The sequence below is a fragment of the Nonomuraea montanisoli genome (assembly GCF_013363975.1).
In the GTDB taxonomy this organism is placed as follows: Bacteria; Actinomycetota; Actinomycetes; order Streptosporangiales; family Streptosporangiaceae; genus Nonomuraea; species Nonomuraea montanisoli.
Window position 1 is genome coordinate 165,738 of record NZ_JABWGN010000005.1, and the last position, 24,081, is coordinate 189,818.

At 72.1% G+C, this 24,081-nt stretch carries 19 protein-coding genes; 5 read left to right on the forward strand and 14 right to left on the reverse strand.

Features of this window, described 5'->3' with window-relative positions; genetic code table 11:
* Window positions 1–2: 2 nt before the first annotated feature.
* Window positions 3–1,055 carry a type III polyketide synthase gene (locus HTZ77_RS13395; protein WP_175589876.1) on the reverse strand — a complete coding sequence of 351 codons (1,053 nt, stop codon included), beginning with the start codon at window positions 1,053–1,055 and terminating at the stop codon, window positions 3–5.
* A gap of 161 nt (window positions 1,056–1,216) precedes the next feature.
* Between HTZ77_RS13395 and HTZ77_RS13400 the strand changes: the two genes are divergently transcribed.
* Window positions 1,217–2,077 carry a UbiA family prenyltransferase gene (locus tag HTZ77_RS13400; RefSeq protein ID WP_175589877.1) on the forward strand — a complete coding sequence of 287 codons (861 nt, stop codon included), beginning with the start codon at window positions 1,217–1,219 and terminating at the stop codon, window positions 2,075–2,077.
* A gap of 3 nt (window positions 2,078–2,080) precedes the next feature.
* On the opposite strand, the gene HTZ77_RS13405 is transcribed toward HTZ77_RS13400, so the two are convergent.
* Window positions 2,081–3,250 carry an NAD(P)/FAD-dependent oxidoreductase gene (locus HTZ77_RS13405; protein ID WP_328808570.1) on the reverse strand — a complete coding sequence of 390 codons (1,170 nt, stop codon included), beginning with the start codon at window positions 3,248–3,250 and terminating at the stop codon, window positions 2,081–2,083.
* Between the two features lie 125 nt (window positions 3,251–3,375).
* Here HTZ77_RS13405 and HTZ77_RS13410 point away from each other — a divergent pair, with 125 nt between their 5' ends.
* Entirely contained in the window at window positions 3,376–3,744 is a 369-nt protein-coding gene (locus HTZ77_RS13410) for a nuclear transport factor 2 family protein (RefSeq protein WP_175589879.1), read from the forward strand.
* Between the two features lie 90 nt (window positions 3,745–3,834).
* On the opposite strand, the gene HTZ77_RS13415 is transcribed toward HTZ77_RS13410, so the two are convergent.
* The 7 genes from HTZ77_RS13415 to HTZ77_RS13445 all read right to left on the reverse strand — a co-directional run bounded on the left by HTZ77_RS13415 (window position 3,835) and on the right by HTZ77_RS13445 (window position 12,509).
* A complete protein-coding gene (locus HTZ77_RS13415; RefSeq protein WP_175589880.1) occupies window positions 3,835–4,170 on the reverse strand; it encodes a cupin domain-containing protein in 336 nt (111 codons plus the stop codon).
* A 13-nt stretch (window positions 4,171–4,183) separates the two neighbouring features.
* Window positions 4,184–6,925: an ATP-binding protein gene (locus HTZ77_RS47445; RefSeq protein ID WP_175589881.1), complete on the reverse strand. Its 2,742-nt coding sequence runs from the start codon at window positions 6,923–6,925 to the stop codon at window positions 4,184–4,186.
* 54 nt (window positions 6,926–6,979) lie between these two features.
* Complete coding sequence (locus tag HTZ77_RS13425; protein WP_175589882.1) at window positions 6,980–7,477, reverse strand: RrF2 family transcriptional regulator; 498 nt, start codon at window positions 7,475–7,477, stop codon at window positions 6,980–6,982.
* A 5-nt stretch (window positions 7,478–7,482) separates the two neighbouring features.
* Window positions 7,483–8,343: an ABC transporter permease gene (locus HTZ77_RS13430; protein ID WP_175589883.1), complete on the reverse strand. Its 861-nt coding sequence runs from the start codon at window positions 8,341–8,343 to the stop codon at window positions 7,483–7,485.
* Between the two features lie 38 nt (window positions 8,344–8,381).
* On the reverse strand, window positions 8,382–9,215 hold the full coding sequence (locus HTZ77_RS13435) for an ABC transporter ATP-binding protein (protein WP_175589884.1): 834 nt from the start codon (window positions 9,213–9,215) through the stop codon (window positions 8,382–8,384).
* A gap of 10 nt (window positions 9,216–9,225) precedes the next feature.
* Window positions 9,226–10,284: an ABC transporter substrate-binding protein gene (locus HTZ77_RS13440; RefSeq protein ID WP_175589885.1), complete on the reverse strand. Its 1,059-nt coding sequence runs from the start codon at window positions 10,282–10,284 to the stop codon at window positions 9,226–9,228.
* A 98-nt stretch (window positions 10,285–10,382) separates the two neighbouring features.
* Complete coding sequence (locus tag HTZ77_RS13445) at window positions 10,383–12,509, reverse strand: SpoIIE family protein phosphatase (protein ID WP_175589886.1); 2,127 nt, start codon at window positions 12,507–12,509, stop codon at window positions 10,383–10,385.
* A 155-nt stretch (window positions 12,510–12,664) separates the two neighbouring features.
* On the opposite strand from HTZ77_RS13445, the gene HTZ77_RS13450 reads away from it, so the two are divergent.
* Window positions 12,665–13,447 carry a CPBP family intramembrane glutamic endopeptidase gene (locus HTZ77_RS13450; RefSeq protein ID WP_175589887.1) on the forward strand — a complete coding sequence of 261 codons (783 nt, stop codon included), beginning with the start codon at window positions 12,665–12,667 and terminating at the stop codon, window positions 13,445–13,447.
* Window positions 13,448–13,489: 42 nt separating this feature from the next.
* On the opposite strand, the gene HTZ77_RS47450 is transcribed toward HTZ77_RS13450, so the two are convergent.
* The 4 genes from HTZ77_RS47450 to HTZ77_RS13475 form a co-directional block, all read right to left on the reverse strand.
* The gene (locus tag HTZ77_RS47450) at window positions 13,490–14,755 is read right to left on the reverse strand and encodes a hypothetical protein (RefSeq protein ID WP_205302606.1); all 1,266 of its coding nucleotides are present in this window, start codon (window positions 14,753–14,755) and stop codon (window positions 13,490–13,492) included.
* A gap of 91 nt (window positions 14,756–14,846) precedes the next feature.
* Window positions 14,847–18,104, reverse strand: coding sequence for a discoidin domain-containing protein (locus tag HTZ77_RS13465; RefSeq protein WP_235994656.1), 3,258 nt, complete (start codon window positions 18,102–18,104; stop codon window positions 14,847–14,849).
* Window positions 18,101–19,513 (reverse strand): glycoside hydrolase family 43 protein, encoded by a 1,413-nt coding sequence (locus HTZ77_RS13470; protein WP_175589888.1) that lies wholly within the window; start codon window positions 19,511–19,513, stop codon window positions 18,101–18,103. Before HTZ77_RS13470 ends, HTZ77_RS13465 begins: the two co-directional genes overlap by 4 nt.
* A gap of 727 nt (window positions 19,514–20,240) precedes the next feature.
* Complete coding sequence (locus HTZ77_RS13475) at window positions 20,241–20,840, reverse strand: helix-turn-helix domain-containing protein (protein ID WP_175589889.1); 600 nt, start codon at window positions 20,838–20,840, stop codon at window positions 20,241–20,243.
* A 164-nt stretch (window positions 20,841–21,004) separates the two neighbouring features.
* Between HTZ77_RS13475 and HTZ77_RS13480 the strand changes: the two genes are divergently transcribed.
* Window positions 21,005–21,928 carry an aminoglycoside phosphotransferase family protein gene (locus HTZ77_RS13480; protein ID WP_175589890.1) on the forward strand — a complete coding sequence of 308 codons (924 nt, stop codon included), beginning with the start codon at window positions 21,005–21,007 and terminating at the stop codon, window positions 21,926–21,928.
* Window positions 21,929–21,951: 23 nt separating this feature from the next.
* Here the strand turns inward: HTZ77_RS13480 and HTZ77_RS13485 are convergent, their stop codons facing one another.
* A complete protein-coding gene (locus tag HTZ77_RS13485; protein WP_175589891.1) occupies window positions 21,952–22,161 on the reverse strand; it encodes a hypothetical protein in 210 nt (69 codons plus the stop codon).
* 291 nt (window positions 22,162–22,452) lie between these two features.
* Here HTZ77_RS13485 and HTZ77_RS13490 point away from each other — a divergent pair, with 291 nt between their 5' ends.
* Entirely contained in the window at window positions 22,453–23,883 is a 1,431-nt protein-coding gene (locus HTZ77_RS13490) for an MFS transporter (RefSeq protein WP_175589892.1), read from the forward strand.
* Window positions 23,884–24,081 lie beyond the last annotated feature (198 nt).

Below are 24,081 nucleotides of genomic sequence, written 5' to 3' on the forward strand. Positions count from 1 at the left end.
GGTCACCAGCGCAGGAGGACGAGTTCGGAGCAGAAACCGGGGCCCATCGCGAGCAGCAGGCCGTACTCACCGGGCCGCGGGCGCCGCTCGTCGAGCGTGTCGCCCAGCACGTGCAGCACGGACGACGACGACAGGTTGCCGTTGGCGGCGAGGGATCGCCAGGTCAGCTCCAGGGCGCCGGCGGGCAGGTCGAGCACCTCGGCCACGGCGTCCAGCACCTTGGGCCCGCCGGGATGGCACACCCAGACCGCCATGTCCTGCGCGGTGAGCCCGTGTTCGGCGAGGAAGTCGCGCACGTCGTCGGCCAGGTAGCGGCGGACCATGTCCGGGACGCTCGCGTCCAGCAGCACGCCGAACCCCGTGTCGCGCACCTCCCACCCCATGACGTGCGCGGAGTCGGGATACAGGTGCCCGCGCGTGGCCACCACGGCCGGCCCGTGCGCCTCCCGCCCGGCGCCGCAGGCCACCACGGCCGCCGAGCCGTCGCCGAACAGCGCGCTCGCGACCAGGTTGGCGGGCGAGGCGTCGCCGCGCTGCACGGTCAGCGAGCACAGCTCGACCGACAGCAGGACCGCGACGTGGTCGGGCCAGCCGCGCAGGTAGTCGTGCAGCCGGGCGATCCCCGCCGCCCCGGCCACGCAGCCGAGCCCGAACACCGGCAGCCGCTTGACGTCGCGCCGCAGCCCGACCCGCTCGACCAAGCGGGCGTCCACCGAGGGCGCGGCGACGCCCGTCACCGACGCGAACATGATCAGGTCCACGTCCTCCGGCTCCAGCCCGGCCGCCTTGATCGCCCCGCTCACGCTCTCGGCGCCCAGCTCGACGGCCGTGGCGATGTACGCCTCGTTGGCCGCGCCGAAACCGTCGAGCCCGGCGTACTCCTCGATCGGCAGGGCGAGGTGGCGGAAGTCGACGCGAGCGCTGCGGTGCAGCCGGTCGAGCAGCCGCCGGTCCGCGCCGCCGGGCAGGCACATCCGCGCCGCCATGTCCGTCAGCTCCGCCTGGGGGTAGCGGTTGGGCGGGAAGGACGTACGGACGGCAGCGATACGGGTCATGTGCGGTCTCCGGCTCGTGGCGCTGTACGACTCCGACCTTCCGGACGATTCCCCCCCGGACGACCGCTAAGCCATCGCGATGACCACAATCCCCTGCCATTTCGATCATCCCTGGCGAGCGCGGTCCGCGACGGCGTGCGGGGGCGGCCTACGATCGGGGAGTGACTGGCGGTGAGGCGACGCGGCCGGGCGGCCTGTGGCGGACGGCCGGCGGGCTGGCGCGGGCGTGCCATCCGGGCCCGACCGTCGCGGTGACGTCCCTGGTGACCGCGCTCGCGGTGGCGAGCGGACGCGACGCGGCCGGGTGCGCGCTGGTGGCGGCGGCCGTGCTCGCCGGGCAGCTCTCGGTCGGGTGGTGCAACGACGCGGTCGACGCCCGTCGCGACGTCGCGGCCGGGCGGGCCGGCAAGCCGATCGTGGACGGCGCGGTCAGTGCCGCCGCCGTACGGAACGCCGCGTTCGTGGCTCTCGCCCTGTGCGTGCCGCTCTCGCTGGCCTCCGGGCTGCTCGCCGGGTCCGCGCACCTCGTGGGCGTGGCCGCCGCGTGGGCCTACGACCTGGGGGTGAAGGCCACGGTCTTCTCGTGGGCGCCGTACGCGGTGGGGTTCGGTTCGCTGCCCGCCTTCGTGACGCTCGGCCTGCCCGGACACCCGTGGCCGGCGTGGTGGGCGGTGGCCGCGGCGGCGCTGCTCGGGTGCGGCGCCCACCTGGCGAACGTCCTGCCCGACATCCCCCACGACCTCGCCGCCGGGGTGCGCGGGTTGCCGCAGCGGCTCGGCGCGGAGCGCACGCGGCTGCTGGCCCCGCTGCCGCTGCTGGCCGCGACGTGGCTGCTGGTCTTCGCGCCGCCGGGCGAGGCGGGGGTCGCGGGATGGCTGGCGGTGGCGGTGACCGGGGCGCTGGTGGCGGCGGGCACGCTGCTGCACGGCCGGTCGGCGCGGGCGCCGTTCGCCGCCGCGATCGGGGTGGCGGCGGTGGGCGTCCTCGTCCTGCTCGCCAACGGCCCGTCCCTCACCGCCTGACGCTCACCCGCGACGAGCGCCGGGGAGCAGGTTCGACACGGACTCGCGCAGCCAGCGGCGGCCCACGGCGAGCGCCATCGGCAGCGGCACCATCCCGGCCCCGAGCCCCACCTCCACCAGCAGGTCGAACACCTCCTTGCGCCGGGCCGCCGTGCCGATGGCCGCGTCGATGAACCCCGGCGACTGGGCGAGACGGGCCAGCACGTCGGTGGTCCGCAGATGCGGACCGAGGGCGGCGCGCAGCTTGCGCCGGTAGACGGGCAGCGGATCGCCGGGCGCCTCGACGGCCGCCTCGCCCGCCAGCCGTCCCGACAGCAGGGCGTAGTAGATGCCCTCGCCGGTGAGCGGGTTGATCAGGCTGGCGGCGTCCCCGGCGAGCATGACGCGGCCCGCGCCGGGCGCGGGCCGTCCGGACGACAGCGGCAGGTGATGAGCGCGCAGCTCCCGGGCCGGCCGGTCGGGCAGCAGCTCGGTGAGCCGGCCGTACAGCACCTCCCGGCCGGGCGAGCCGAGCGCGTGCAGCCGGGGCAGCAGCATCCCGAAGCCGACGTTCGCGGTGCCGTCTCCGATCGGGAACGACCACGCGTAGGCGGGCCAGCCCTCCTTCTGCATGGCGATGAGCTGGGCGTCGTCGGAGCCGGGCACGTCGGCGTACCCGCGTACGGCGATGGCCGTGTGCTGGGCCGTGTTGGGCGGGATGCCGACGAGGCGGCGGAGGACGGAGTGGGCGCCGTCGGCCGCCACGACCGCGCGGGCGGCGATGCCCGCGTCGATGACCGGGTACGGGCCGGACTGGTCGATCGCGCGGACCCGGTGGCGGCGGACCTCGACGCCCCGGGCACGGGCGGCCTCGACCAGGCGGGCGTCGAACACGCGGCGCGGCACGACGTGGTTGGGCCGGGCCGCCTCGGCGCTCACCCGCGAACCGCTCGGCGACACCACGGACAGGCGGGAGGTGGGCCGGTAGTCGTCGATGAGGCCGGGCAGGCCGAGCAGGGTCAGCTCGTCCCGGCCGTGGGCCGCGATGCCGTCGCCGCACGCCTTGTCGCGCGGGAAGCCGGCCTTGTCGAGCAGCAGGACACGAGCGCCGGGGCGCAGTTGCCGCGCACGCAGCGCCGCCGCCGCGCCCGCGGGGCCGCCGCCCACGACCACGAGATCCCAGACGTCGTTCACATCCGGACTGTGCCCCAAGTACCTAAGCAAGTACCTAAGCACGACAGATTCCTCGTCCTCGGCGGCTCCGTAACTTTGTGGTCAGAACGAACGACCACGAACGAACGACCACTGAGGAGAGCACCATGAGCGACATCAACGAGCTGGTCCAGCGCTACCTCGCTGCCTGGAACGAGACCGACGCGACGGCCAGGCGGGCGGCGCTGGCGGAGGTCTTCGCCGAGGACGCCACGTACACCGACCCGCTGGTGTCGGTGCGCGGCCTCGACGGCCTGGACGCGACGATCGCCGCCGTCCAGGGTCAGTTCGGCGGGCTGGTGTTCAGCCTCGGCGGGGCCGTGGACGCCCACCACGACATCGCCCGGTTCACCTGGAACCTGGGCCCGGAGGGGGCCGAGCCGCTCGCCGTCGGGTTCGACGTCGCGGTCGTGGGCGAGGACGGCCGGATCAGCCAGGTGCTCGGCTTCCTCGACAAGGTGCCGGCCGGGGCCTGACGCCGGCGGGCGGAGCCTGACTCCGACGGGCGGACCCGACCACGGGTCCGCCCCCGCCCGGACGACCGCGCAGGTCGTCGCCGGACCCGATCACCCGTCGTAGTTGAAGCCGAAGGCGCGCACGCCGGTCTCGGAACGGGGCCGATGGCTGGTCTTCGGCCCGAAGGCGACGTAGGTCCCCGGGCCGTGGGTGCGCTCGCCCTCGATGAGCTCGCCGTGGACCACGAAGTAGGCCTCGCCGTAGGTCTCGTGGACGTCGAGCTCCGGCCACTCGGCGCCCGGCGCGAGATCGATGACCCAGGTCCTGATCCCTTCCATCCCCGGGAGCATCCGCACGTGGACTCCGGGGCCGAGCTCGACGGCGGGGACGGCGTCGACGTCGACCGGCAGTATCTGCCCAGGTAGGACCTGTTCTGGCGGGGTCATCGGGCCAAGGTACTCACAGTCCCAGACTGACGGCAAGGTCCTTGAGCTCGCCGCGGGAGACGACGCCGAGCTTGGGATACGCCTTGTAGAGGTGGTAGCCGACCGTGCGGTGGCTGAGGAAGAGCTGCGCGGCGATGTCCCGGTTGGACAGGCCCTGCGCGGCGAGCCGGACGATCTGCAGCTCCTGCGGGGTGAGCGCCGCCGCCGCCCCTTCCCCCGCGCGCGCCTGCTGGTCCTGGGCGCCGGTCGCGGTGAGCTCGCCACGGGCCCGTTCCGCCCACGGCGCCATGCCGAGCCGGTCGAAGACCTCCAGCGCGCCGTTCAGCAGGCCCCGCGCCTCGGCCTTGCGACGCGCCCGGCGCAGCCACTCGCCGTAGAGCAGCGCCGTCCTGGCGTACTCCACCGGGCGGCTGTCCTGGTCGTGCAGTTTGAGTGCCGCCGCGTACGACTGCTCGGCCTGCTCGTCGGCGCCCAGCAGGCCCCGGCAGCGCAGGACGAGCGCGTCGGCCCAGGGCTGCCGGACCGACTCCGCCCACCGTTCGAACCGTGCCAGCGGCTCGGCCGCGCGTTCCGGCGCCCCGACCCGTACGGCCGACTCCACCAGGTCGGGAGTGGACCGGGTGGCGCAGATGTGGTGGCGCATCGGCTCGCGGGCCAGGCGCTCGAAGCGGGACAGGGCGGCTTCGGCGCGCCCGAGCCCCAGGTCCAGCAGGCCGAGGGACCAGTACGCCCAGGGAGCCCCCGGGGAGATCGCCCCGGGGGCCGCCCCCGCCAGGCCGGCCTCGGCGTGCCGGCCGCAGGCGTCCTCGTCGCCCCTGGCCGCGTCCAGGTAGGCCAGCACGCTGCTGAACTGGCTGACCCACTGCTGTTGCCCGGTGTCGCGGGCGAGATCGAGCGCCTCGGTCGCCGTGGTGAGCGCGTCCCGGTGGCGTCCGGTGAACACCTCGCCCTCGACCGTGAAGAACAGCACCGTGGGCAGCCGTCCGGCCCTGCCGCGTGCCCGGTGTCCGGCCGCGAGCGTGTTCGCCAGCAGGTAGGCGTCGGCGTCCTGGCCCCGGGCCAGTGCAGCGCCGCACAGGATCATCAGGGCCTGGTCGGGCGCCTCGCCGCGGCGGCGTACCGTGTCGAGCGTCTCGCCCAGCGGCGGGGGCGGTTCCGACCCGCCGGTGTTCAGCAGGTGGACGAGGAAACGGGCGATCGGGGCCAGGGGGTCGGTGTCCGTGAACGGCAGCGCCGACAGCCGCTCCAGGGTCGCCGCGAGCTGCCGTTCGCCGAGGTACCAGGCGGTGTGCACGGCCTGGATCAGCAGCTGCGCGGCCTGGGCGGGGTCGGCGCCGTCGATGAGCGCGGCGCCGTCGAGCAGCCGCTGGTGGGCGGCCGGGTAGGAGCCCTTCCAGAAGTCGGCGAGGGCCTGGACGTGGGCCAGCCTCGCCCGCACGGCCGGGGCGCCGCCGGCCCGTTCGGCCGCGCGGCGCGCGAGGTCGCCGGCCCGGTCCAGGTCGCCGGTCTCCAGGGCGGCCTCGGCGGCCATGGCCTCCCGCCGAGCCCTCGCCTCGGGCTCGGCGCTCAGGCGGGCCGCCCGTTCGCAGGCGGCGGCCGCGGCCTCGTAACCGCTGCGTTCCCGGGCGCGGACCGCGGCGCGTTCGAGCGCGGTGGCGGCCTCCTCGTCGGGGCCGGTGGCCGCGGCCGCCAGGTGCCAGGCCCGGCGGTCCGCGTGCTCGGGGCCGTCGAGAGCCGCGGCGAGCGCGCGGTGGACGGCCAGGCGGTGGCCGAGCGGCGCGCGCTGGTGGACGGCGGCGCGGATCAACGGATGGCGGAAGCGGAGGGTGTCCTCGGAGCCGCCGCGGACGATGAGCCCCGCCTGTTCGGCGGGCAGCAGGTCCTCGACGCCCGCTCCCAGGGTGGCGGCGGCCCGCAGGATCGCGGCCAGGTCACCGGCGTCGTCGGCCGCGGCGACCAGGAGCAGCGTCTGGGACGCCGCCGGCATCCGGCTGACCTGGCCGTGGAAGGTCAGCTGCAGCCGGCTGGTCATGGGCAGCGCCCCGGGGGCGAACGCCGCGGCCGGCTCGGCGCCCAGCGCGACGGGCAGCTCCAGCAGGGCCAGCGGGTTGCCCTGCGCCTCGGCCAGCAGCCGGAAGCGCAGCGCGGGCGGCAGCGGATGACGGTCCAGCAGGGCCGCGGCCGCCTCCGGGCGCAGTCCGGACAGGCGCAGCTCCGGAAGGCCGGGCGCCGGGAAGGAGCCCTCGCCGTCACGCGCGGCGAAGAGCATGACCACGCCCTCGGCCCGCAGCCGCCGGGCGGCGAACAGCAGCGCGTCCCGGGACGCCCGGTCCAGCCATTGCGCGTCGTCGACCACGCACAGCAGGCCGTCCTCGCCCGCGTGCTCCGCGAGGAGCGACAGCACCGCGAGCCCCACGAGCATCGGGTCGGCGCCGGCGCCCGATCCGAGCCCGAACGCCGCCTCCAGCGCCGCCCGCTGCGGAGCGGGCAGGGCCGGGAGGCATCCGAGCGCCGGGCGCAGCGCCATCTCCAGCCCCGAGAACGGCAATTCGGCCTCGGACTCGACCCCCGTGCCGCGGAGCAGCCGCAGCTCACCGGCCGCCGCCACCGCCTGGTCGAGCAGCGCCGTCTTGCCTATGCCGGGCTCGCCGCGCAGCACCAGCAGGGCGCTCTCACCGCGGCGGGCTCCGGCCAGCAGGGCCGCGATCGCGCCTGCCTCCGCCTCTCTCCCGCACAGCTCCACCAGCCCGGACATGCCCCAATCCTGGCATCCCCCGTGGTGACGGCCGCCGCCGGCACCGCCCCTGCCTCAGCCGGGCCGAGCGGCGAGGCGGTCGCTCGCCTCGTCCGGAGGAGACGACCCGTCCTCCTGAGCCGGCTGGGGTGGCGTCGAGGTCGAGGGGGTGGGGCGGGCCGGCGGAAGGGTGCCCTCGGCCACGTGGGCGAGGGTGATCTCCGACAGCAGCGTCTCCTCGTGGTCGCGTAAGGCGCTCCACACGTCCGCCAGGGGCCGCGCCACCCCCGGGTACCCGCCGTGGTCACCCCCCTCCGGCACGCCCTCCACCACCGTGATGATGTCGGCCAGGCTGATCTGCTCCTTGGGGTACGCGAGCCAGTAGCCGCCGTCGGGACCGCGCTGGCTGTGCAGGAGGCCGGCGCGGCGCAACTGGAGCAGGATGTTGTCGAGGAACTTGCGGGGGATGCCCTGGGCCGCCGCGATGCGCTCGGCGGGCACCGGCCCGGGTGGGGCGGCGGCCAGCTCGGCGGCGGCTCTCAGGGCGTACTGGGTCCGGGCGGAGATCCGCATGTCGTTCAGGCGGTCACCTGGTGGAGGCCCCAGCGGCGGCGCAGGGCGTTGTCGGCCAGGCCGAACAGCCGGTCCACGAGGATGCCGATGACGAGGATCACGATCATGGTGGCGAGCAGGCCGGGCGAGTCGGCCAGCTCGCGCGCGAAGTGGAGCTGCTCGCCGAGCGACGGCCGGTTGGCGATGATGACGAGCAGTTCGCCGGCCATCAGGGAGCGCCAGGCGAACGCCCAGCCCTGCTTGAGCCCGGCCAGGAACGACGGCAGCGAGGCCGGCAGGATCACGTGCCGGTACAGCGTGAGCCGCCGGAAGCCCAGCATGTGCCCGGCCCGCAGCAGGATGGGCGGGGTGTAGTCGACGCCGGCGATCAGGCCGTTGGCGACGGACGGCGCCGCGCCGAGCACCACCACGAACAGGATCGCGCTCTCGCTCAGCCCGAACAGCAGGATCGCGAGCGGGAACCAGGCGATGGACGGCATCGTCTGGAGACCGGTGATGAGCGAGCCGACGGCGCGCCGCAGCGGCCGGATGCGCGACACCAGCGCGCCGACGACCAGCCCGACGGCGATCGCGAGCGCGAACCCGACGACCGCGCGCCGCAGGGTGACCGTCAGGGCCTGGTAGAACTCGGCCTCGCCGAGGCGGTGGCCGAGCTCGGTGAGCGTGGTCAAGGGCCCGGCGAAGACGTACTCGGGCCACCACCCGGCGAGCACGACGAGCTCCCAGGCGGCGAGCACGAGGGCGACGGCCAGCGCGACGGGCCACGTGCCGGCCCAGGCGCGGGTGAGCAGGCCGGCGCGGCGCGCGGGCGCCAGCTCCAGGGCGTCGAGCCCGGCGATCTGCCGGGCGTGCGTGTCAGCGGCCATCGGGGGCGACCTCCCGGGCGAGGGGTGATGCGTGCGTGTCAGGGGCCATCGGGGGTCGCCTCCTGCGGGACGCGGTTCGGCGCGGCGCCGTGGCGCATGACCTCTGCGCGCAGGCGCTGGGTGATCTCGCCGGCCTGCTCGGCGACCTCGGCCGAGTCGGTACGGCGGGGCCGGGGCAGCGTGACCGGGAAGTCCTCGACGACCCGGCCGGGGCGGCTGGACAGCAGCACGACCCGGTCGCCGAGCCGGACGGCCTCGCGGACGTTGTGGGTGACGAACAGGACGGCGAGGTCGCGCTCGCGCCAGATGCGCTCCAGCTCGTCGTGGAGCAGGTCGCGGGTCATCGCGTCGAGCGCGCCGAACGGCTCGTCCATGAGCAGCACGTCGGCGTCCTGGGCGAGCGCCCGGGCCAGGGAGACGCGCTGCCGCATGCCGCCCGACAGCTCGTGGGGCCGCTTGCGGCCGAACCCCCCGAGGTGGACGATCTCCAGGTACTCCGCCGCCCTGGCCCGCCGCTCCCGCTTGCCGAGCCCCTTGGCCCGCAGCGCCATCTCGACGTTCGCCGAGACCGTCAGCCACGGGAACAGCGCGGGCTCCTGGAACATGAGCGCGATCCGCCGGCGGTCCACGTCGATGCGGCCGGCAGAAGGGGCGTCGAGCCCGGCGACCAGCGACAGCAGTGTGCTCTTGCCGCAGCCGGAGGCGCCCAGCAGGCAGACGAACTCGCCGGGCGCGACGTCGAGGGCGACGTTGTCCAGGGCCAGCAGGCTCGCCTTGCCCTGCCCGTACGTCTTGGAGACGGCCTGGAGGCGGACGGCGGGCTGCTGCCCGTCCACCCGCCCGCCGGCCTGCTCCGTCAGCGGAGCGGTCATGGCACCTCCGTCACTTGTCCGAGATGGGCGACTGGCCCTTGGCGGCCAGGACCTCGTTGAGGATCTTGAGGTCGTAGATGCCGTTCAGGTCGACCTGGTCCAGCAGGCCCACCTTGGTGGCGTGCTCGGCGCTGGTGACCAGCGACGAGGCGATCGGGTCGTCGGTGAACGTGATGTTCTTGAACGCGCTGTCGAGGACCTCGGGCTTGAGCGCCTTGCCGGTCAGCTTCTGCAGCGCGGCGTTGGCGGTCCGGGCGGAGCCGGCCGGGTCGGACTTGATCAGGTCGTTGGCCTCGACGTGCGCCTCGACGAGCTTGCGGACCGTGTCGGGGTGCTCCTTGAGGAACTCCTGCCGGACGATCAGGTGGGTGATGACGAACTGCTTGTTCGGCCACAGGTCGCGCTCGTCGACGAGGACCTTGCCGCCGCTCTCCTTGATGAGGCGGCTGGCGAACGGCTCGGGCACCCAGGCGCCGTCGATGTCGCCGGTGGCGAACGTCTGGATGGTCTGGGAGTTCTCCTGCGGGACGATGTGGACGTCGCCGCCGCCCTTGGTGTCGGCCTTGAGGCCCTTCTCGGTCAGCCAGTAGCGCAGGGCGACGTCCTGGGTGTTGCCGAGCTGCGGGGTGGCGATCTTCTTGCCCTTGAGCTGCTCGGGCGTGGTGATGCCGGGCTTGACGACGAGGAACACGCCGCCGGAGGCCGCGCCCGCCACGATCTTGATGGCCTTGCCCTTGGACTTGGACCAGGCGTTGATGGCCGGGTTGGGGCCGACGTAGGTGGCGTCGACGGCGCCGGAGAAGACGGCCTCGATCGCGGCGGGGCCGGCGTTGAACGTGCTGGTCTTGAGCGTGGTGCCGCTGCCGAGGTGCTTGGCGTACAGGCCCTTCTCGACGCCGACGAGCGCGGTGGCGTGCGTGATGTTCGGGAAGAACCCGAGCCGCACCTCGGCCGGTGCGGCGCCGGCCTTGGAGTCGCCGCCGCCGGACCCGCCGCAGGCCGCGGTCAAGGTCGTGAGTGCCAGAGCCGCCACGGCGGCCACCACCCCGCGAAGCCCGCGTGCGTTCATTGGTTCTCCCTATTTCCCACTTATTTAGTAGATATAATCTGTTTATAGGGGCATAGGAGCATGGCGTCAAGGCGGGTGTTCCAGGTATCCGGGCGATCTCAGAGGTGCTTCAGCAGCAGCAGCGCGATGTCGTCCGTACGCTGCTGGACGTCGAGCGCGTGGTCGATGAGCGTCTGCGCGACCATGGCCAGCGGACGGCCGGAGCAGCGGGTGAGGCGGCGGCCCAGGGCCTCCATGCCCTCGCCGATGTCGATGCCCGGCGCCTCGATCAGGCCGTCGGTGTAGAGGGCCAGCATCGACCCGGGCGGCAGCGGCAGCTCCACGATCGGGTAGTCGGCGTCCGGGTCCAGCCCGAGCAGCAGCCCCGAGGGCATGTCGGCGACCTCCGCGGGCGCGCCGGGCCGGAGCAGCAGGGGCGGCAGGTGGCCGGCGCTGGCCAGGCACACCAGGTGCCGCTCCAGGTCGAGGTTGACGTACAGGCAGCTCGTGAACAGGTCGGGCGCGAGGTCGATGAGCAGCCGGTTGGTGTGGAAGAGGACCTCGCCGGGGCTCGCGCCCGCGGTCGCGTGGGCGTGGATGGCGGTGCGCACCTGCCCCATCAGGGCGGCGGCGGTCATGTCGTGGCCCTGGACGTCGCCGATGACGGCGGCGGCCGTGCTCTCGTCCAGCCTGATGAGGTCGTAGAAGTCGCCGCCGATGTCCATGCCGCGGGTGGCGGGCAGGTACCGCGCGGCCACGTCCAGCCGGGGCACGCTGGGCAGCGCGTTCGGCAGCAGGCTCGCCTGGAGGGCCTCGGCCAGGTGGTGCTTGACGTCGTAGAGCCGGGCGCGCTCCAGGGCCTGGGCGACGAGCCCGGCCAGGGAGGTGAGCGTGGCCCGCTCGTCGGCGGTGAAGACGTGCGGGTGCTCGTACGCGAGGACGACGGTGCCGATGGGACGGTCGGAGGCGATGAGCGGGAGCACCGCCCAGGCGGCCATGCCGGGCTGGGGCACCGCGTCGCGATGCCTGGTGGTCAGTTCCTCCCAGCTCCCGAAGAACGCGGCCTCGCCCGTGAGCATGACGTGCTGGCTCGCGGTGTGCGCCGTGAGCGGCAGGCCGTCGAAGTGGTCGATGACCTCCGGCTCGTAGTTGCGGGAGCCGACCACCAGCATCCGGCCGTTCTCGGCGAGCAGGATGGCCATGCCCTGGGCGTCGCAGACCACCATGACCTGCTCGGCGACGAGGTCCACGACGTCCTGGACGGTGACGGCCCGGGTGAGGGTGGTCGCGAGGTGGACCAGGTTGTAGAGCGTGTCGGCCCGGATCGGCCTGATGAGGTGCCCGGTCTCCCCCGGGACCTCCTGGCGGACCGGTCCGGGGACGGGGACGATCCGGACGCTGATGCCCGACGGGTCGGAGTGCAGCTCGAAGGCCAGCCGCTCGCCGCGCGGATTGCACGCGGTGAACGCGGTGACCTGGTTGCTGAGCGCGGCGGCCCGGTAGTTGTCCTCGAAGACCGGGTCCCGCAGCCACGGCAGTACCTCCCAGGGCCGGGCCCCGACCAGCTCGGAGAGCTTGCCGCCGAGCAGGTCGGCCGCCGTCTGGGTCATGAACGTGACGCGGCCGTCCATGTCGAGCGCGCAGCACCCCTCGGGCAACCGGTTGACGTAGTCGAGCGCGGCCAGCGCCTCCTCGGGGTTCGCCTCGACGCCGCGGCCGACGGACAGGAGCCGGGGCCGTTCGCCGGCCACGACCGGATGCCCGTTCTCGGCCGCCCGCCGCAGCAGGACGGCCATCCGGCGGCAGTCGAGCTCGATGACGTCCCGCTCCTGCCGGCTGAGCTCGGGGGCGTGCGGCGCGGGCCACAACAGGACGAGCACGCCCCAGTCGTGCTCGTCGGTGTGGATGGGCGCGGCGGCCGTCGAGAAGGGATACGGCAGGGTGAGGGCGGCGTCCGGGTAGTACCGGGCCATCTCCTCCTGGCCGGGCACCCACACCAGGCGCCTCTCGCGCACGGCGGCCGGGCCGGGGACCCTGCTGTCCAGGCGGAGCCTGGACCACTGGCTGGCGATGGGGGTGGGGAGCCCGATCGTCGACTCCATGCGCAGGGTGTCGCCCTCGGGTGCGAGAAGGTAGAGGGCGCCCATGTGCGCCCCGGTGCCGCCCACCGCATGGGCCAGCAGCTCGTCCAGTCCCGGAGCGTCGTCGTCTTCGGGGCCGAAGATGGTGGTGGCCTGGTCGTGCATGGGTGGCGCCTCACTCTCAGGGTGAGTCCTGTACCCGAAAGAACGCTAGTACCCGAAAAATGCCTCTAAAGGACAATATGCCCGAGTTCATGTGATCGGCGCCACCCAGGGGTCGCTTACCCGGGTCTGACGGATCGGGGATTACCCTGCGGACTGTGCACACGCAGCCCGCCCCCACCGGCGTTCCCGTGCTGTCCCGGCGGCTCATCGGAGCCGAGCTCCTCGTGGTGTTCTCCGTGTCGCTCGGCGCCAGCGGCCTGGTGGCGCTCGTCCGGCTGGTGGGCGCGCTCACGGCCCCGAGCGGCCTGAAGAGCCAGCACGCCGTGCTCACCCCGACGCTCGCGCCCGGCCGCCCCTGGCTGGACCTGACGCTCCAGCTCGTGAACATCGCCATCACGGTGGCGCCCGTCGCGCTCGTCGCCTACCTGCTGGTCCGCTCCGGCGAGTCGCTGCGCACGATCGGCGTGGACGGGCGGGAGCCGGGCCGCGACCTCGGCAGGGGCGCCGCCCTCGCGGCCGTGATCGGCGGCACGGGGCTGGCCTTCTACCTGGGCGTCTACGCCGCGGGGGTCAACCTCCAGGTGGTGGCCGGGGCGCTGCCCGACGAGTGGTGGCGGGTGCCGGTTTTGGTGCTCGCCGCGGCGCAGAACGGCGTGCTGGAGGAGGTGCTGGTCGCCGGCTACCTGCTGCACCGGCTCGACCAGGCGGGCTGGAGCCCCTGGCGGGCGCTGGCGGTCTCGTCGCTGCTGCGCGGCTCGTACCACCTGTACCAGGGGTTCGGCGGGTTCGTCGGCAACGTGGTGATGGGGCTGGTGTTCGGCCGCCTCTACCAGCGCTGGGGCCGGGCGATGCCGCTGGTCGTGGCGCACACGCTGATCGACGCCGTGGCCTTCGTGGGGTACGCGGTGCTCCACGGCAAGGTGAGCTGGCTGCCCTGACCCCGCCCGCACGCTGAGGGCGCGGGCGGGGCGGGATGACCGTCAGTAGCCGTAGCGGCTCTTCAGGTGCCGCCACCAGTCTCGCAACATCCACGCGTCGAAGTCCGTGATCGAGGTGGCGCTGCCCGCCTTCATGAGGAAGCAGCACTGCCCCGTGGGCGTCCAGTCGTAGAAGTCGTCCAGGCCGAACGAGTGCCCCATCTCGTGCAGCAGGATGTGGATGTTGTCGGCGTCGAGGTTGCCCATGAAGTACTCACTGCCGATGCGCTGGCCCCAGTCGCCGCCCGCGCCGCCGCCGAAGCCGGCGGTGAGCCAGAGCGACATGTCGTAGTGGTGCGACGCGCCGCCCGGGCAGTTGGGGTAGGTCCCGCTCTGGTTGAAGAAGCGGCCGCACGGCTCGGCGCACTGGGGCGCGTTCTCGCGGATGTCGTTGACGTAGATGTCGACGGAGGTGTCGCTCCACTGGAGCTGCGCCCGGTCGCGCACGGCCCAGCCGACCACCTTCACCGGCACCGTGCCGTACGGCCAGCCGTTGTGCCCGGCCATCACGTCCATCCACTTCTCGAACTGGCGGGCCAGGGCGGCGTGGATCTGGTCGCGCTGGGCGGCCGTCACCGTGGCCGTGCTGTCCCATCGGACGCAGTAGTTGATGGAGCCGCGGTTGGCCATGACCTGGTCCCAGCCGTAGTTCCGGAAGCCGTACAGGTTGGGGTAGGTGCTCTCGACGTGCTGCCAGACCTCGTTGAGCGGCGTGACCAGGTTGGCCGGCGGGTTCCAGGTGCCGGGGGTGCCGCCGCCGCCCGACGGGTCGTTGGCGTACGCCTTGACCTCCAGCAGGCCGACCGAGCCCTGGCCGCTCTGCAGCGCCACGCGCAGCCGGGTCGTGCTGACCTGGCCGAAGGTCACCTTGTTGTACGCGTCCACCCGGACCGGGTAGCCGCTCGCGTTCGGGACGTCGGCGTACGCGCTGCCGTTCCAGTACTGCAGCTTCCAGGAGGCGGGGACGCGCACGCCGCCGCCGTCGTCGAAGAAGTAGATCTCGGCCGCCCGCAGGGTCTGCGCGCCGCCCCAGGTCAGCTCGGCCCACTGGGCGCCGGTGTTGGGCCAGGTGCCCCAGCGGCGGTTGGCCGTGTCGTTGGAGCGGGGCGGGTCGATGCCGTCGTTGAGCGCGGCCACGCTCTCCCAGGGAGAGGTGTAGGACGCGCTCGGGGTGGCGGACGTGGCGAGGTTCGTCTCCGCGTACGCCGCCCGCACCGGGATCAGGAAGGCGCTTACCAGCAGGAGCGGTAAGAGGGCCAGGCGTTTCATCGCGCCTCCAGGGTGGGGTCTGTGTCGCCGGACGCCCGGCACGCGCCGCCGTGCGGGGCGGCCCGTGCCGGGCGGGGAGAACATCAGGTGATCATGGTCCGAACGCCTTGACCTCAAGGAGGCCGACGGAGCTGGACCCGTTGCCGGTGAGCAGCACCCGGAGCCGGGTGGTGCTCGTGGCCGTGAACGTCACCGTGTTGTAGGCGTTCTTCGTCAGCGTGTACGCGCTCGCACCGGGCACGTCCACGTACGCGCTGCCGTTCCAGTACTGCAGCTTCCACGACGCCGGCATGTCGATGCCCTCGTCGTCGTCGAAGAAGTACACCTGCGCCCGGTTCAGGTTCTGCGCCGACGACCACGTCAGGTCCACCCACTGCTGCCCGGTCTCCGGCCAGCAGCCCCAGCGCGGGTTGACGGTGTCGTTGGAGGACGGCGGGTCGATGCCGTCGTTGACCGCGTCGACGCTCTCCCAGGACGAGGTGTTCGAGGCCGTCGGGGTGGCCGAGGCGGCCAGGTTGCCCGCGGGCGGCTCCTGCGTGCCGCCCCGGTTGAACACCTTGATCTCGGTCAGGCCCGTCTTGGCGCCGGAGGCGTTGGTGGCCAGCACCCGCATCCGCTGGGCGTTGACCGCGCCGAACGTCACCACGTTGTAGTTGGCCCGCGGCGTCGCCGGGCTCTTGGCCTGGCCGGGCACGCTGACCCACGCGCTGCCGTTGTGGTACTGGATGTCGTACGCCGACGGCGCCCGGTAGGTGGAACTGGCCGGGCGGCTGTCCTTGAAGTACAGGCGCACCTCGTTGAAGGTGCGGGCCGCGCCGAAGTTCAGCTCGTACCAGTCCTGGCCGTTGGGCGAGCCGCCCGCGCCCCAGAACGGCTCGTTGACCGGGTAGCCGTCCACGGCGCCCGCGAGCGTGCTGCCCGAGCCGGTGTACGAGGCGCTCGCGGTGGCGCCGGTGGCCAGGTTGGTCAGGTTGGCCGTCAGGTCCACGCCCGCCTTGGCCAGCATGTCCACCATGCCGGCGCCGGTGTGCGTCACCTGCGCCGGCGCCTGGAGCCCCAAGACGGCCACGTGGTAGGTGACCGTGCCGCTCGTGGTCACGTCGCCGGTGGCCGGGTCCCAGGTGAAGGGGACCAGCGAGCCGACCGTCGCGGCCCGGTTGCCGTTGACGTAGATCGAGTAGCCCTCGGGCACGCCCGGGTAGCGCACGACGCCGTCGGACGGGTCGTCCCAGACGATGGTCAGGTCGGCGTTGCGGTAGCGCAGGTTGTTGACGGTGAAGTGGGACCAGCCGATGTTGATCGGCGACAGCTCCACCTTGGCGTCGTTGCGCGGCCGGAGGCCGGCCACGTCCTCGATCACGGTCCAGTTGCCGCTGCCGAGGATGTTGTGGTGGATCCACGACCGGTAGGTGATCGACGAGCCGTTCCAGTCGGCCCAGAACTCGTTGGCGTCGGGCCACTGGGTGTTGCCGTTGACGTACTGCGCCCAGGCGTTCCAGTAGAGCAGCTTCTTGTACCACGTCGCGTCGATCCACGCGTTGGGGTAGTTGCGCAGCACCGAGGAGATCAGGCGGAACTGCACGGTCGAGTTGATCGTGGAGAAGTTGTTGCTGCCGGTGCCCGAGGCCGCCTTGTCGGCCTGGTCGGCGGTGTAGAAGGGGAAGATCGGGTACTGCGCCGGGTCGTCGAACAGGCGCAGGGCCTGCTTGTAGGTGGCGGTGTTGGGGATCGCGCCGACCGCGAACGGGTAGTAGTTGTTGATCTCCTTCCACGGCACCCACTCGTCGGTGGACTTCAGCCGGTGCTCGAAGAGCTGCCGGTTCGGGTTCCACAGCACGTTGACGATGGCGTTCTGGATCTGCGTGGCCAGGGTCCGCATCTCGGCGGCCTTGGCGGTGTTGCCGACCGCCTCGTACGCCTGGGCGGCGGCCAGCGCGCCGCTGTACTGGTAGGCCGACTCGGCGCGGTCCATGGTGCCGCTCTTCCAGTGGAAGGAGACGGCGTCGGCGTCGTTGCCGGTCAGGGCGCCCCAGTCGTACTCGATGAGCTTGTTGTTGTCGTGGTCGTAGTAGGCGAGCTGCCCCTTGACGTCGCCCTCGGCGTAGCGGGCCAGGTTGCCCGCGATGGCGGGCTGGCCGCCGTGGATCTGGTAGCTGCGCCAGGCCGCCTCGGCGATGTACTGGGTGTAGCTGTTGGACCAGTTCTCCGGGTCGCCCGGGTTGTCGACGAAGCGGCCGTTCTTCGACACCTGGCCGACGCTGAGCCAGTCGCCGTAGGCGTACTTCGGGTCGCGCAGGTACTTGAGGTCGTCGATGTGCATCGGCTGGGTCAGCACGATCGCGTTGTTGTAGCCCAGGACGCCCTCGGTCGAGGTGGGGAACTGGAAGGTCTGCCCGGGGATGTCGGCGTCGAGGTGGTTGAAGCGCATCAGCCACCAGCGGTAGTAGATGTTCTTCTTGATGCCCGGCTCCGGCACGTCGATGTAGGGCACGTTCTGCGCCCACCACCGGTTGTAGGCCCGCACGTGGGTGGCGAAGGCCGTGGCGTTGGAGTAGCCGGCGTACGCGTCGTACTCGGTGCGCGACGCGGGGATCTCGTTGGTGACGAAGCCCATGACGACCTTGGCGGTCACGGTGGCGCCCGGGGCGACGGTCACCGACCGGTTGAGCCCGCCGCTGGAGACCGTGAACCCGTCGCCGGTGAGCCGCGGGTAGATCGTGGTGAGGTTGTTCTTCGCGTTGACCTGCCCGGTCAGCTCGCTGCCGCTGCCCGTGGTGGCGTACGGGGAGGTGGCGCGGAGCTGGAGCGTGGCCGAGCTCGACCCGCTGTTGGTGATGGACAGGTTGGTCACGGCGACGTTGTTCTCGGTGATGAACTTCGTCTGGTTGACCGTGATCGAGCCGCTGGTGTGCACGCTCTTCCAGTGACTCGGCGCCTGCCAGCGGGAGTTGACCTGCTCGGTGAAGGTGCCGGGCGTGATGGCGACGGTGTAGGCGTTGTTGTCGCTGATGCTCTCCCAGTACGCGACCTGGCCCGCGAAGCCGAGCGTGCCCGGTGTGTGGGTCTTCATGAACAGGGCGCGCCCGCGCGTCATCAGCCAGGTGCCGGCCGGGTCGTTGCCGGGCCGGGCGAGCAGCCGGTCCATCCAGAAGTCGGTGCCGGAGCTCTCCGCGTCGTAGATGGCCTGCATCATGTTGCCGGTCGTGTACGAGCCGGGCGCCGCCGGGATCGCCGGCCCGCCGAACGTGGGGTAGCCGATGGTCTGCGCGGCCTGCGCCGGGGCGCCGGCGACGACCGTCCCGGCGACGAGCAGGAGGGCGACCACGGCCCGCCTCATGAGGTGTCTCATGACAGGGCCATCCATTCGAGGACGCCGGTCGAGTAGCCGGACTTCGAGGTGATGCTCAGCCGCAGCCGCGTCGTCGAGACCGCGGGGAACGTCGTGACGTTGTAGGTGTTCGCGGCCGTCCCGCAGGCCGACTGGCCCGGCACGTCCACGTACGCGGTGCCGTTCCAGTACTGCACCTTGCAGGAGGCGGGCAGGTCGATGCCGAGGTCGTCGTCGAACCAGTAGGTGGCGGCCCGGCTGATCGACTGGGCGCTGTTCCAGCGGTACTCCAGCCACTCGGTGCCCTGGTGGTCCCAGTTGCCGTAGGCGCCGTGGCTGTGGTCGGCCGAACCGCTGGGCACGTACCCGTCGTTGACGGCGGCCAGCGTTTCCCACGACGAGACGTACGAGGTGGACGGCGTCGCGGTCAGGGCCAGGTTGGTGCCGGTCGGCGGCCCGCCGGTACCGCCACCGGGACCCGTGGTCTGGACGACCTTCTGCATGGTGCCGTCGGCGTTCCAGTAGAGCCTGTCGAGCGTCACCGAGCGCCGGAAGTCGCCGCCGCCCGGGCTGCCGGCGTTGTGGTAGACCATGTACCACTGGCCCTTGAACTCGACGATCGCCAGGTGGTTGGTGGTCGAGGTGACCTGGCCGAGCACCACGCCGCGGTGGGTCCACGGGCCGAGCGGGCCGCTCGCGGTGGCGTAGCGGATGCAGGCGTAGCCGGAGGCGGCGCAGCCGGAGTCGTTGGCCGAGTAGGCGAGGTAGTAGACGCCGTTGCGCTTGAACATCCAGGGGGCCTCCCAGAAGTTCGAGACGCCCTGCGGGGTGATGACGGAGCCGTCCAGGTTGATCATGTCCGGCTTGAGCTTGGCGGCGCGCAGGCCGTAGTAGGAGCCCCAGTAGATGTAGGACTGGCCGTCGTCGTCGGTGAAGACGGTCGGGTCGATGTTGAGCGGCGAGGAGTTGGGGGTGCTGTCGCTGATCAGCGGGCCGCCCTTGGCGTCGTGGAACGGGCCGAGCGGGCTGTCGCCGACGGCCACGCCGATGTCCATCCAGCCGGCGCCGTTGCCGTTGACCGGGACGTACCAGTAGTACTTGCCGTTCTTCGGCTCGACCTCGCCGGCCCACGCGTCGGCGCCGGCCCAGGAGAAGTCTGAAATTTTCAGCTTGGCGCCCTGGTCGGTCCAGGTGGTCGCGTCGCCGGAGGTGAAGACGTGCCAGTCGCGCATGACGAAGTTGGTGCCGCCGGCGGGGGCCTCGTCATGGCCGGTGTAGAGGTACATGGTGTCGCCGACCACCTGGGCGGCCGGGTCTGCCGTGTAGAGGGCGGTGGTGACGGGAGCGGCGGCGGGGGCGGGTGCCGCGGACGCGACGACCAGCCCCAACGCGGCTAACGCGCCGAGGATCGTGGTGCGTGGGCGGGTCATGCGGGACTCCTGAGGGGTGGTTAACCTAGCTCTTGCTTGGTTAGCGATAACATTTCTTGACGGCGGACGGGCGATCTTTCCGTGATTGGCTTGATCAACGCGCTGGGGCGCGGCGCCCTGAGTGTTTGCGATATCAAAAGCGCCGTCAAGACCCAAAATGATCGCCCAGTTCACAGCAGCGCTTGGGCAGATGTGAGCCCTGTGGGCGAAGGTCAAAGGCAAGGCCCCTCCATGGGGGCGCTTCACGCCTTTCGAGTCGGGACAGTCTTCCCAGGGGGGCTCCCGTCCCCCCTTCGACCCCCCGTTGACCACGCGTCTGGACAGGGGGACGAAAGCCTGACGTGGCTGACTACCGTGCGTCGCCGCACAGCAGAGCGGTCCACACGTCATGGGCCTGACGCAGCGGCCACCGGTAAGTCTCCTCGATGTCGCACCGACGAGGATGCCGCAGCGTACGGCGAATGAAGGCCTGGCCGGAGGCCTGGCACAACTCGTACGACATCGCGCGGCACTCGCAGGTCCACGCCGGCACACGAACCCGATCCACGCCGCGCAAGGGCGGGTGCCAGACCAACCGCATGTGCTCGCGTCGCGGCGAAGCCACGTGTGGACTCGGACACTCGCCCCCGACGATCATGCCAGGCCGTCCAGGGCCAGCCCGCACCACGAGGAAGTCCGGCGGATGTCGTCGTAGCGGAGGGCCACGCGACGTCCGACGGCCACCGGGTCATCGACGGGACCGAACGCCCATCGTCCGGTCCGCGGGGATGTCCGCCCCGACCACCACCGGTGGCACCGGCCGTCCGTCCAGACCACCAGGCCGGCCCACATCGTCGAACTGGCGCGTCTGCGTCATCAGCCAGCCGACCAGATGCAGCAGCTTGCCACGGAGGGGGCGGGCCGACCGGTCAGTCGCCACGAGCGCGTCGGCCTCGTACAGCATCGCGGGCAGCACGGTCGCGATCTGCGCGTAGCGGTCCTTCCTCCAGAGCGGCATCGACGCCACCAGGACGTCTTCCAGTCCTGTCCGGGTCGGCGCCTCCGCGGGCGAAGCGTCAAGGCCGTGGAGCGCTCGCCGTACCCACGCCCAGGCGAGGCGCGTCTCGCCGTCCGCAGGCTCAGCTTCGAGCCGGGTCATGAGTGAGGTGGTCGGCACCCTCAGGGCCACAGCGATCTTGCGTAAGGTCTCCAGCCGCACGTCTCTACGCGCGTCCTGCTCCAGCTTGCGGATGAGGGAGGCCGACACGCCTGCGAGGTCTGCCAGACCTTGCTGCGTCAGGCCTCGGCGCTTGCGGACGCCGCGAATGCGTTCGCCGATCGTGGCCACGCACCCACTGTAAGCGCGCATGACCCCGTCGTCGCTGCCCCCGGAGATCGTTTCCCGGTTAGGGTGGGGGCATGCTTTGACGCCTGCCCGGCACTCGGGCGCCCCCTCGGTCTCCTTCGTTCATCGCACCTGTGTTTGAGCTGACTGACGAAGGGGATTTCCGCATGACCAAGTCGATCTCTATCGACGTTCCGGATGTGTTCGCCGCGTCGTATGGCGCGCACGGCGCCGAGGCGCGGGCATGGATCGCCGAGCTGCCCCGGCTGGGCGGCGAGTTCCTGGATCGCTGGGGGCTGCGGCCTGACGGCCGGCCCGCGTATGGCATGGCTTCGCTCGTCCTGCCCGTGCTCCGGTCCGACGGGACTCCCGCTGTCCTGAAGTTCCAGCAGGTCCGGGAGGAGACCGCCGGTACGGCCACCGGCCTGCGGGTGTGGAACGGCAACGGCATCGTGCGCCTGCTCGATCACGACGAGAGCAGCGGCACGCAGTTGCTGGAGCGGCTGGATGCGGCTCGGCCCCTGTCCACGATCTCCGACGACACCACGGCCCTGCAGATCCTGGCTGAGCTGATGGCGCGGCTGACCTCGGTGCCCGCCCCGCGCGACGTGCGGCGGCTGGCCGACATCGCCGCCGCCATGCTCGACCAGGTCGAGGGGGCGGTGCCGGCGCTGCGCGACCCCGCCGAACAGCGGCTCCTGCGCACCTGCGCGGCCGCCGTGGCCGAACTGGTCGGCGAGCCCGGCGACCGTCTGCTGCACTGGGACCTGCACTACGACAACGTTCTCGCCGGGGAACGGGAACCCTGGCTGGCGATCGATCCCGAACCGCTGGCCGGCGACCCGGGGTTCGAGTTGCTGCCGGCACTGGACAACCGGTGGGATGAGGTGGAGGCCACCGGCGATGTGCCCGGCGCGGTGCTGCGGCGCTTCGACCTGCTGACCGAGGTCCTCGGCCTGGACCGGCGGCGGGCGACCGGCTGGACGTTCGGCCGCGTGCTGCAGAACGCCCTGTGGGACATCGAGGACGGCAAGGCCGCACTGGAGCCCGCCCAGGTCGCCATCGCCACGGCCCTGCTGCGCCGTGGGTGAGGACGCGGACAGAGCCAGGCGCGTCACCTGTGCAGCAGCCTGCCACGGAGGGAGCGGGCCGACCGGTCGGTCGCCACGGGCGCGTCGGCCTCGTACAGCATCGCGGGCAGCACCGTCGCGATCTGCGCGTAGCGGTCCTTCCTCCAGAGCGGCATCGACACCGCCAGGGCGTCTTCCAGTCCTGTCCCGGTCAGCGCCTCCGCGGGCGAACCGTCAAAGCCGTGCAGGCTCACGCGCCTCTCGTCGTGTCTGAGGTTCCATCAGCGCTTGAGGCTTCCAAGCCATCGGCTCAGCATGATCGACGCCGAGCGCGGGAAAAGTCTCCGAGGCCGGTTCAACGACAGGCTTGAAGCCATGAGTGCTGGTGACTACGAACAATCCGGTGGGGTGCCTTCCATCAGGACAGGCGGCCCGCGACCTGGCGACGATCTGACAGACGGGGCGAACGACTCCATCGCCCCGCCCGGTGCATCCGCATTCGGCCGAGATCGCGGTGGCCTTCTCTCGACGACGGAGGTGACCGCGTGAACGTCGCCCCGTCTCCCGACCCACCGTCCTGGCGGGAACTGCTCGGGACGGAACACCTCGGTGCGGCGATCGTGCTGGCCGGCGGGGTACTGGTGGCTGCGATCAACATCTACCTCGCGGCGAGCCTGCTGCCGACCGCGGTGTCCGATCTCGGTGGCGAGAGCTTCTACGCGTGGAACATGACCATTTACCTCGTCGCCATGGTGGTCGCGACGATGCTCACCGGTCGGTTGCTGTCCCGGCGGGGAAACGTCGGCGCCTATCTTCTGGGCTTCGCCACGTTCACGGCAGGCTCCGTGGCCTGCGCGCTGAGCCCCGCGATGGTCGTGCTGCTGCTCTCCCGCGGCGTCCAGGGGCTCGGCGCCGGGCTGCTGTCCGGGCTGGGGTTCGCCGTCATCCGGTCGGCGCTGCCGTCGCGCCTTTGGACGCGCGGTGCGGCGCTGATGTCAGCGATGTACGGCGTGGGCAACTTCACCGGCCCGGCGCTCGGTGGCCTGTTCGCCCAGTTGGGCGTGTGGCGCCTGGCGTTCGCGGCCATGGCAGTGCTCGCGGCGCTGTGCGGTGCGATGGTGCCTCGCGTGATGCCGCCCGGTGAACGCAGCGACGTGCGCCCGCCGATCCCCGCCGTGTCGCTCTCGCTGGTCATGGCAGCGGCGGGTGCCGTGAGTGTGGCGGGAGTGCTGCCGGGCACGCTCGCGAAGGCCGCGGGCATCGCGGGGGCGTTGCTCCTGGTGGCCGGGTTCGTCGTCCATGAGCGACGAAGCGAACTGCGGGTCTTCCCGCAGGCGACGTACCGGAGGGGGTCGTCGCTGAAGTGGATCTATCTGACGCTGGGGCTGCTGTCCTTCGGCGTCGCGGTCGAGTCGTTCCTACCGTTGTTCGGTCAGCGGCTGGCGGGGTTGCCGCCGCTGGTGGCGGGGTTCTTCGCCGCGGCGATCTCGCTGGGGTGGTCACTCACCCAGATCGGCAGTTCTTCGGTGATGGGGGACCGCGGGGTGCGGCGGTTGTGCGTGCTCGGCCCCGTGTTGCTGGCTCTGAGTCTACTCGTCCAGGGACTTCTGCAGCGTGCGGACACGCCGACCTGGCTGGTGGCCATCTGGGTGCCGGTGCTGCTGGTCGCGGGTTCGGGCATCGGGCTGGCTTATCCGCACCTGTCGGTGGCGGCGATGTCCTGCATCCCCGACCCGGAAGAAGGAGCGCGGGCGGCCACGGCGATCGCCACGGTGACGAGCCTGTCGATCGCGTTCGGGACGGCAGTCGCGGGAGTCCTGCTCAACCTGGGCGGCGAGTCGATCCTCGACTCGGCACGGTACGTGCTGTTCGGGCTGCCGATCATCTGTGCGCTCGGCACCCTGACCGCATGGGCAGCGAATCGCACCAGGCGGCTGGAGCAGGCCGGCCAGGCCCCGCTCCGCCTGGGTTCGTAACCCGTTCTCCGGCACCAGGTCAGGGGCGGGGAGTCACCAGCTCGTCGCCGGCGGGCCGGTGGACTGACCCGTGCGGCCCCTCCCGCTGCCCCTTCGCGGGTCACTGTCCCGCCGACCCCTCGCGGATCAGCAGCAGCCGGCCCCGGACGCCGCCGGCGCGTTCCGCTCGTCGGTCTGATCGGCGGCCTGGTCGGCGGT

What these genes read in the sequence shown, in the direction of transcription:
- HTZ77_RS13395 (WP_175589876.1), bottom strand. Translation starts at nt 1,055, where the DNA reads ATGACCCGTATCGCTGCCGTCCGTACGTCCTTCCCGCCCAACCGCTAC.
- HTZ77_RS13410 (WP_175589879.1), top strand. Translation starts at nt 3,376, where the DNA reads ATGAGCGACATCAACGAGCTGGTCCAGCGCTACCTCGCTGCCTGGAAC.
- HTZ77_RS13415 (WP_175589880.1), bottom strand. Translation starts at nt 4,170, where the DNA reads ATGACCCCGCCAGAACAGGTCCTACCTGGGCAGATACTGCCGGTCGAC.
- HTZ77_RS47445 (WP_175589881.1), bottom strand. Translation starts at nt 6,925, where the DNA reads ATGTCCGGGCTGGTGGAGCTGTGCGGGAGAGAGGCGGAGGCAGGCGCG.
- HTZ77_RS13425 (WP_175589882.1), bottom strand. Translation starts at nt 7,477, where the DNA reads ATGCGGATCTCCGCCCGGACCCAGTACGCCCTGAGAGCCGCCGCCGAG.
- HTZ77_RS13430 (WP_175589883.1), bottom strand. Translation starts at nt 8,343, where the DNA reads ATGGCCGCTGACACGCACGCCCGGCAGATCGCCGGGCTCGACGCCCTG.
- HTZ77_RS13435 (WP_175589884.1), bottom strand. Translation starts at nt 9,215, where the DNA reads ATGACCGCTCCGCTGACGGAGCAGGCCGGCGGGCGGGTGGACGGGCAG.
- HTZ77_RS13440 (WP_175589885.1), bottom strand. Translation starts at nt 10,284, where the DNA reads ATGAACGCACGCGGGCTTCGCGGGGTGGTGGCCGCCGTGGCGGCTCTG.
- HTZ77_RS13445 (WP_175589886.1), bottom strand. Translation starts at nt 12,509, where the DNA reads ATGCACGACCAGGCCACCACCATCTTCGGCCCCGAAGACGACGACGCT.
- HTZ77_RS47450 (WP_205302606.1), bottom strand. Translation starts at nt 14,755, where the DNA reads ATGAAACGCCTGGCCCTCTTACCGCTCCTGCTGGTAAGCGCCTTCCTG.
- HTZ77_RS13465 (WP_235994656.1), bottom strand. Translation starts at nt 18,104, where the DNA reads ATGAGACACCTCATGAGGCGGGCCGTGGTCGCCCTCCTGCTCGTCGCC.
- HTZ77_RS13470 (WP_175589888.1), bottom strand. Translation starts at nt 19,513, where the DNA reads ATGACCCGCCCACGCACCACGATCCTCGGCGCGTTAGCCGCGTTGGGG.
- HTZ77_RS13480 (WP_175589890.1), top strand. Translation starts at nt 21,005, where the DNA reads ATGACCAAGTCGATCTCTATCGACGTTCCGGATGTGTTCGCCGCGTCG.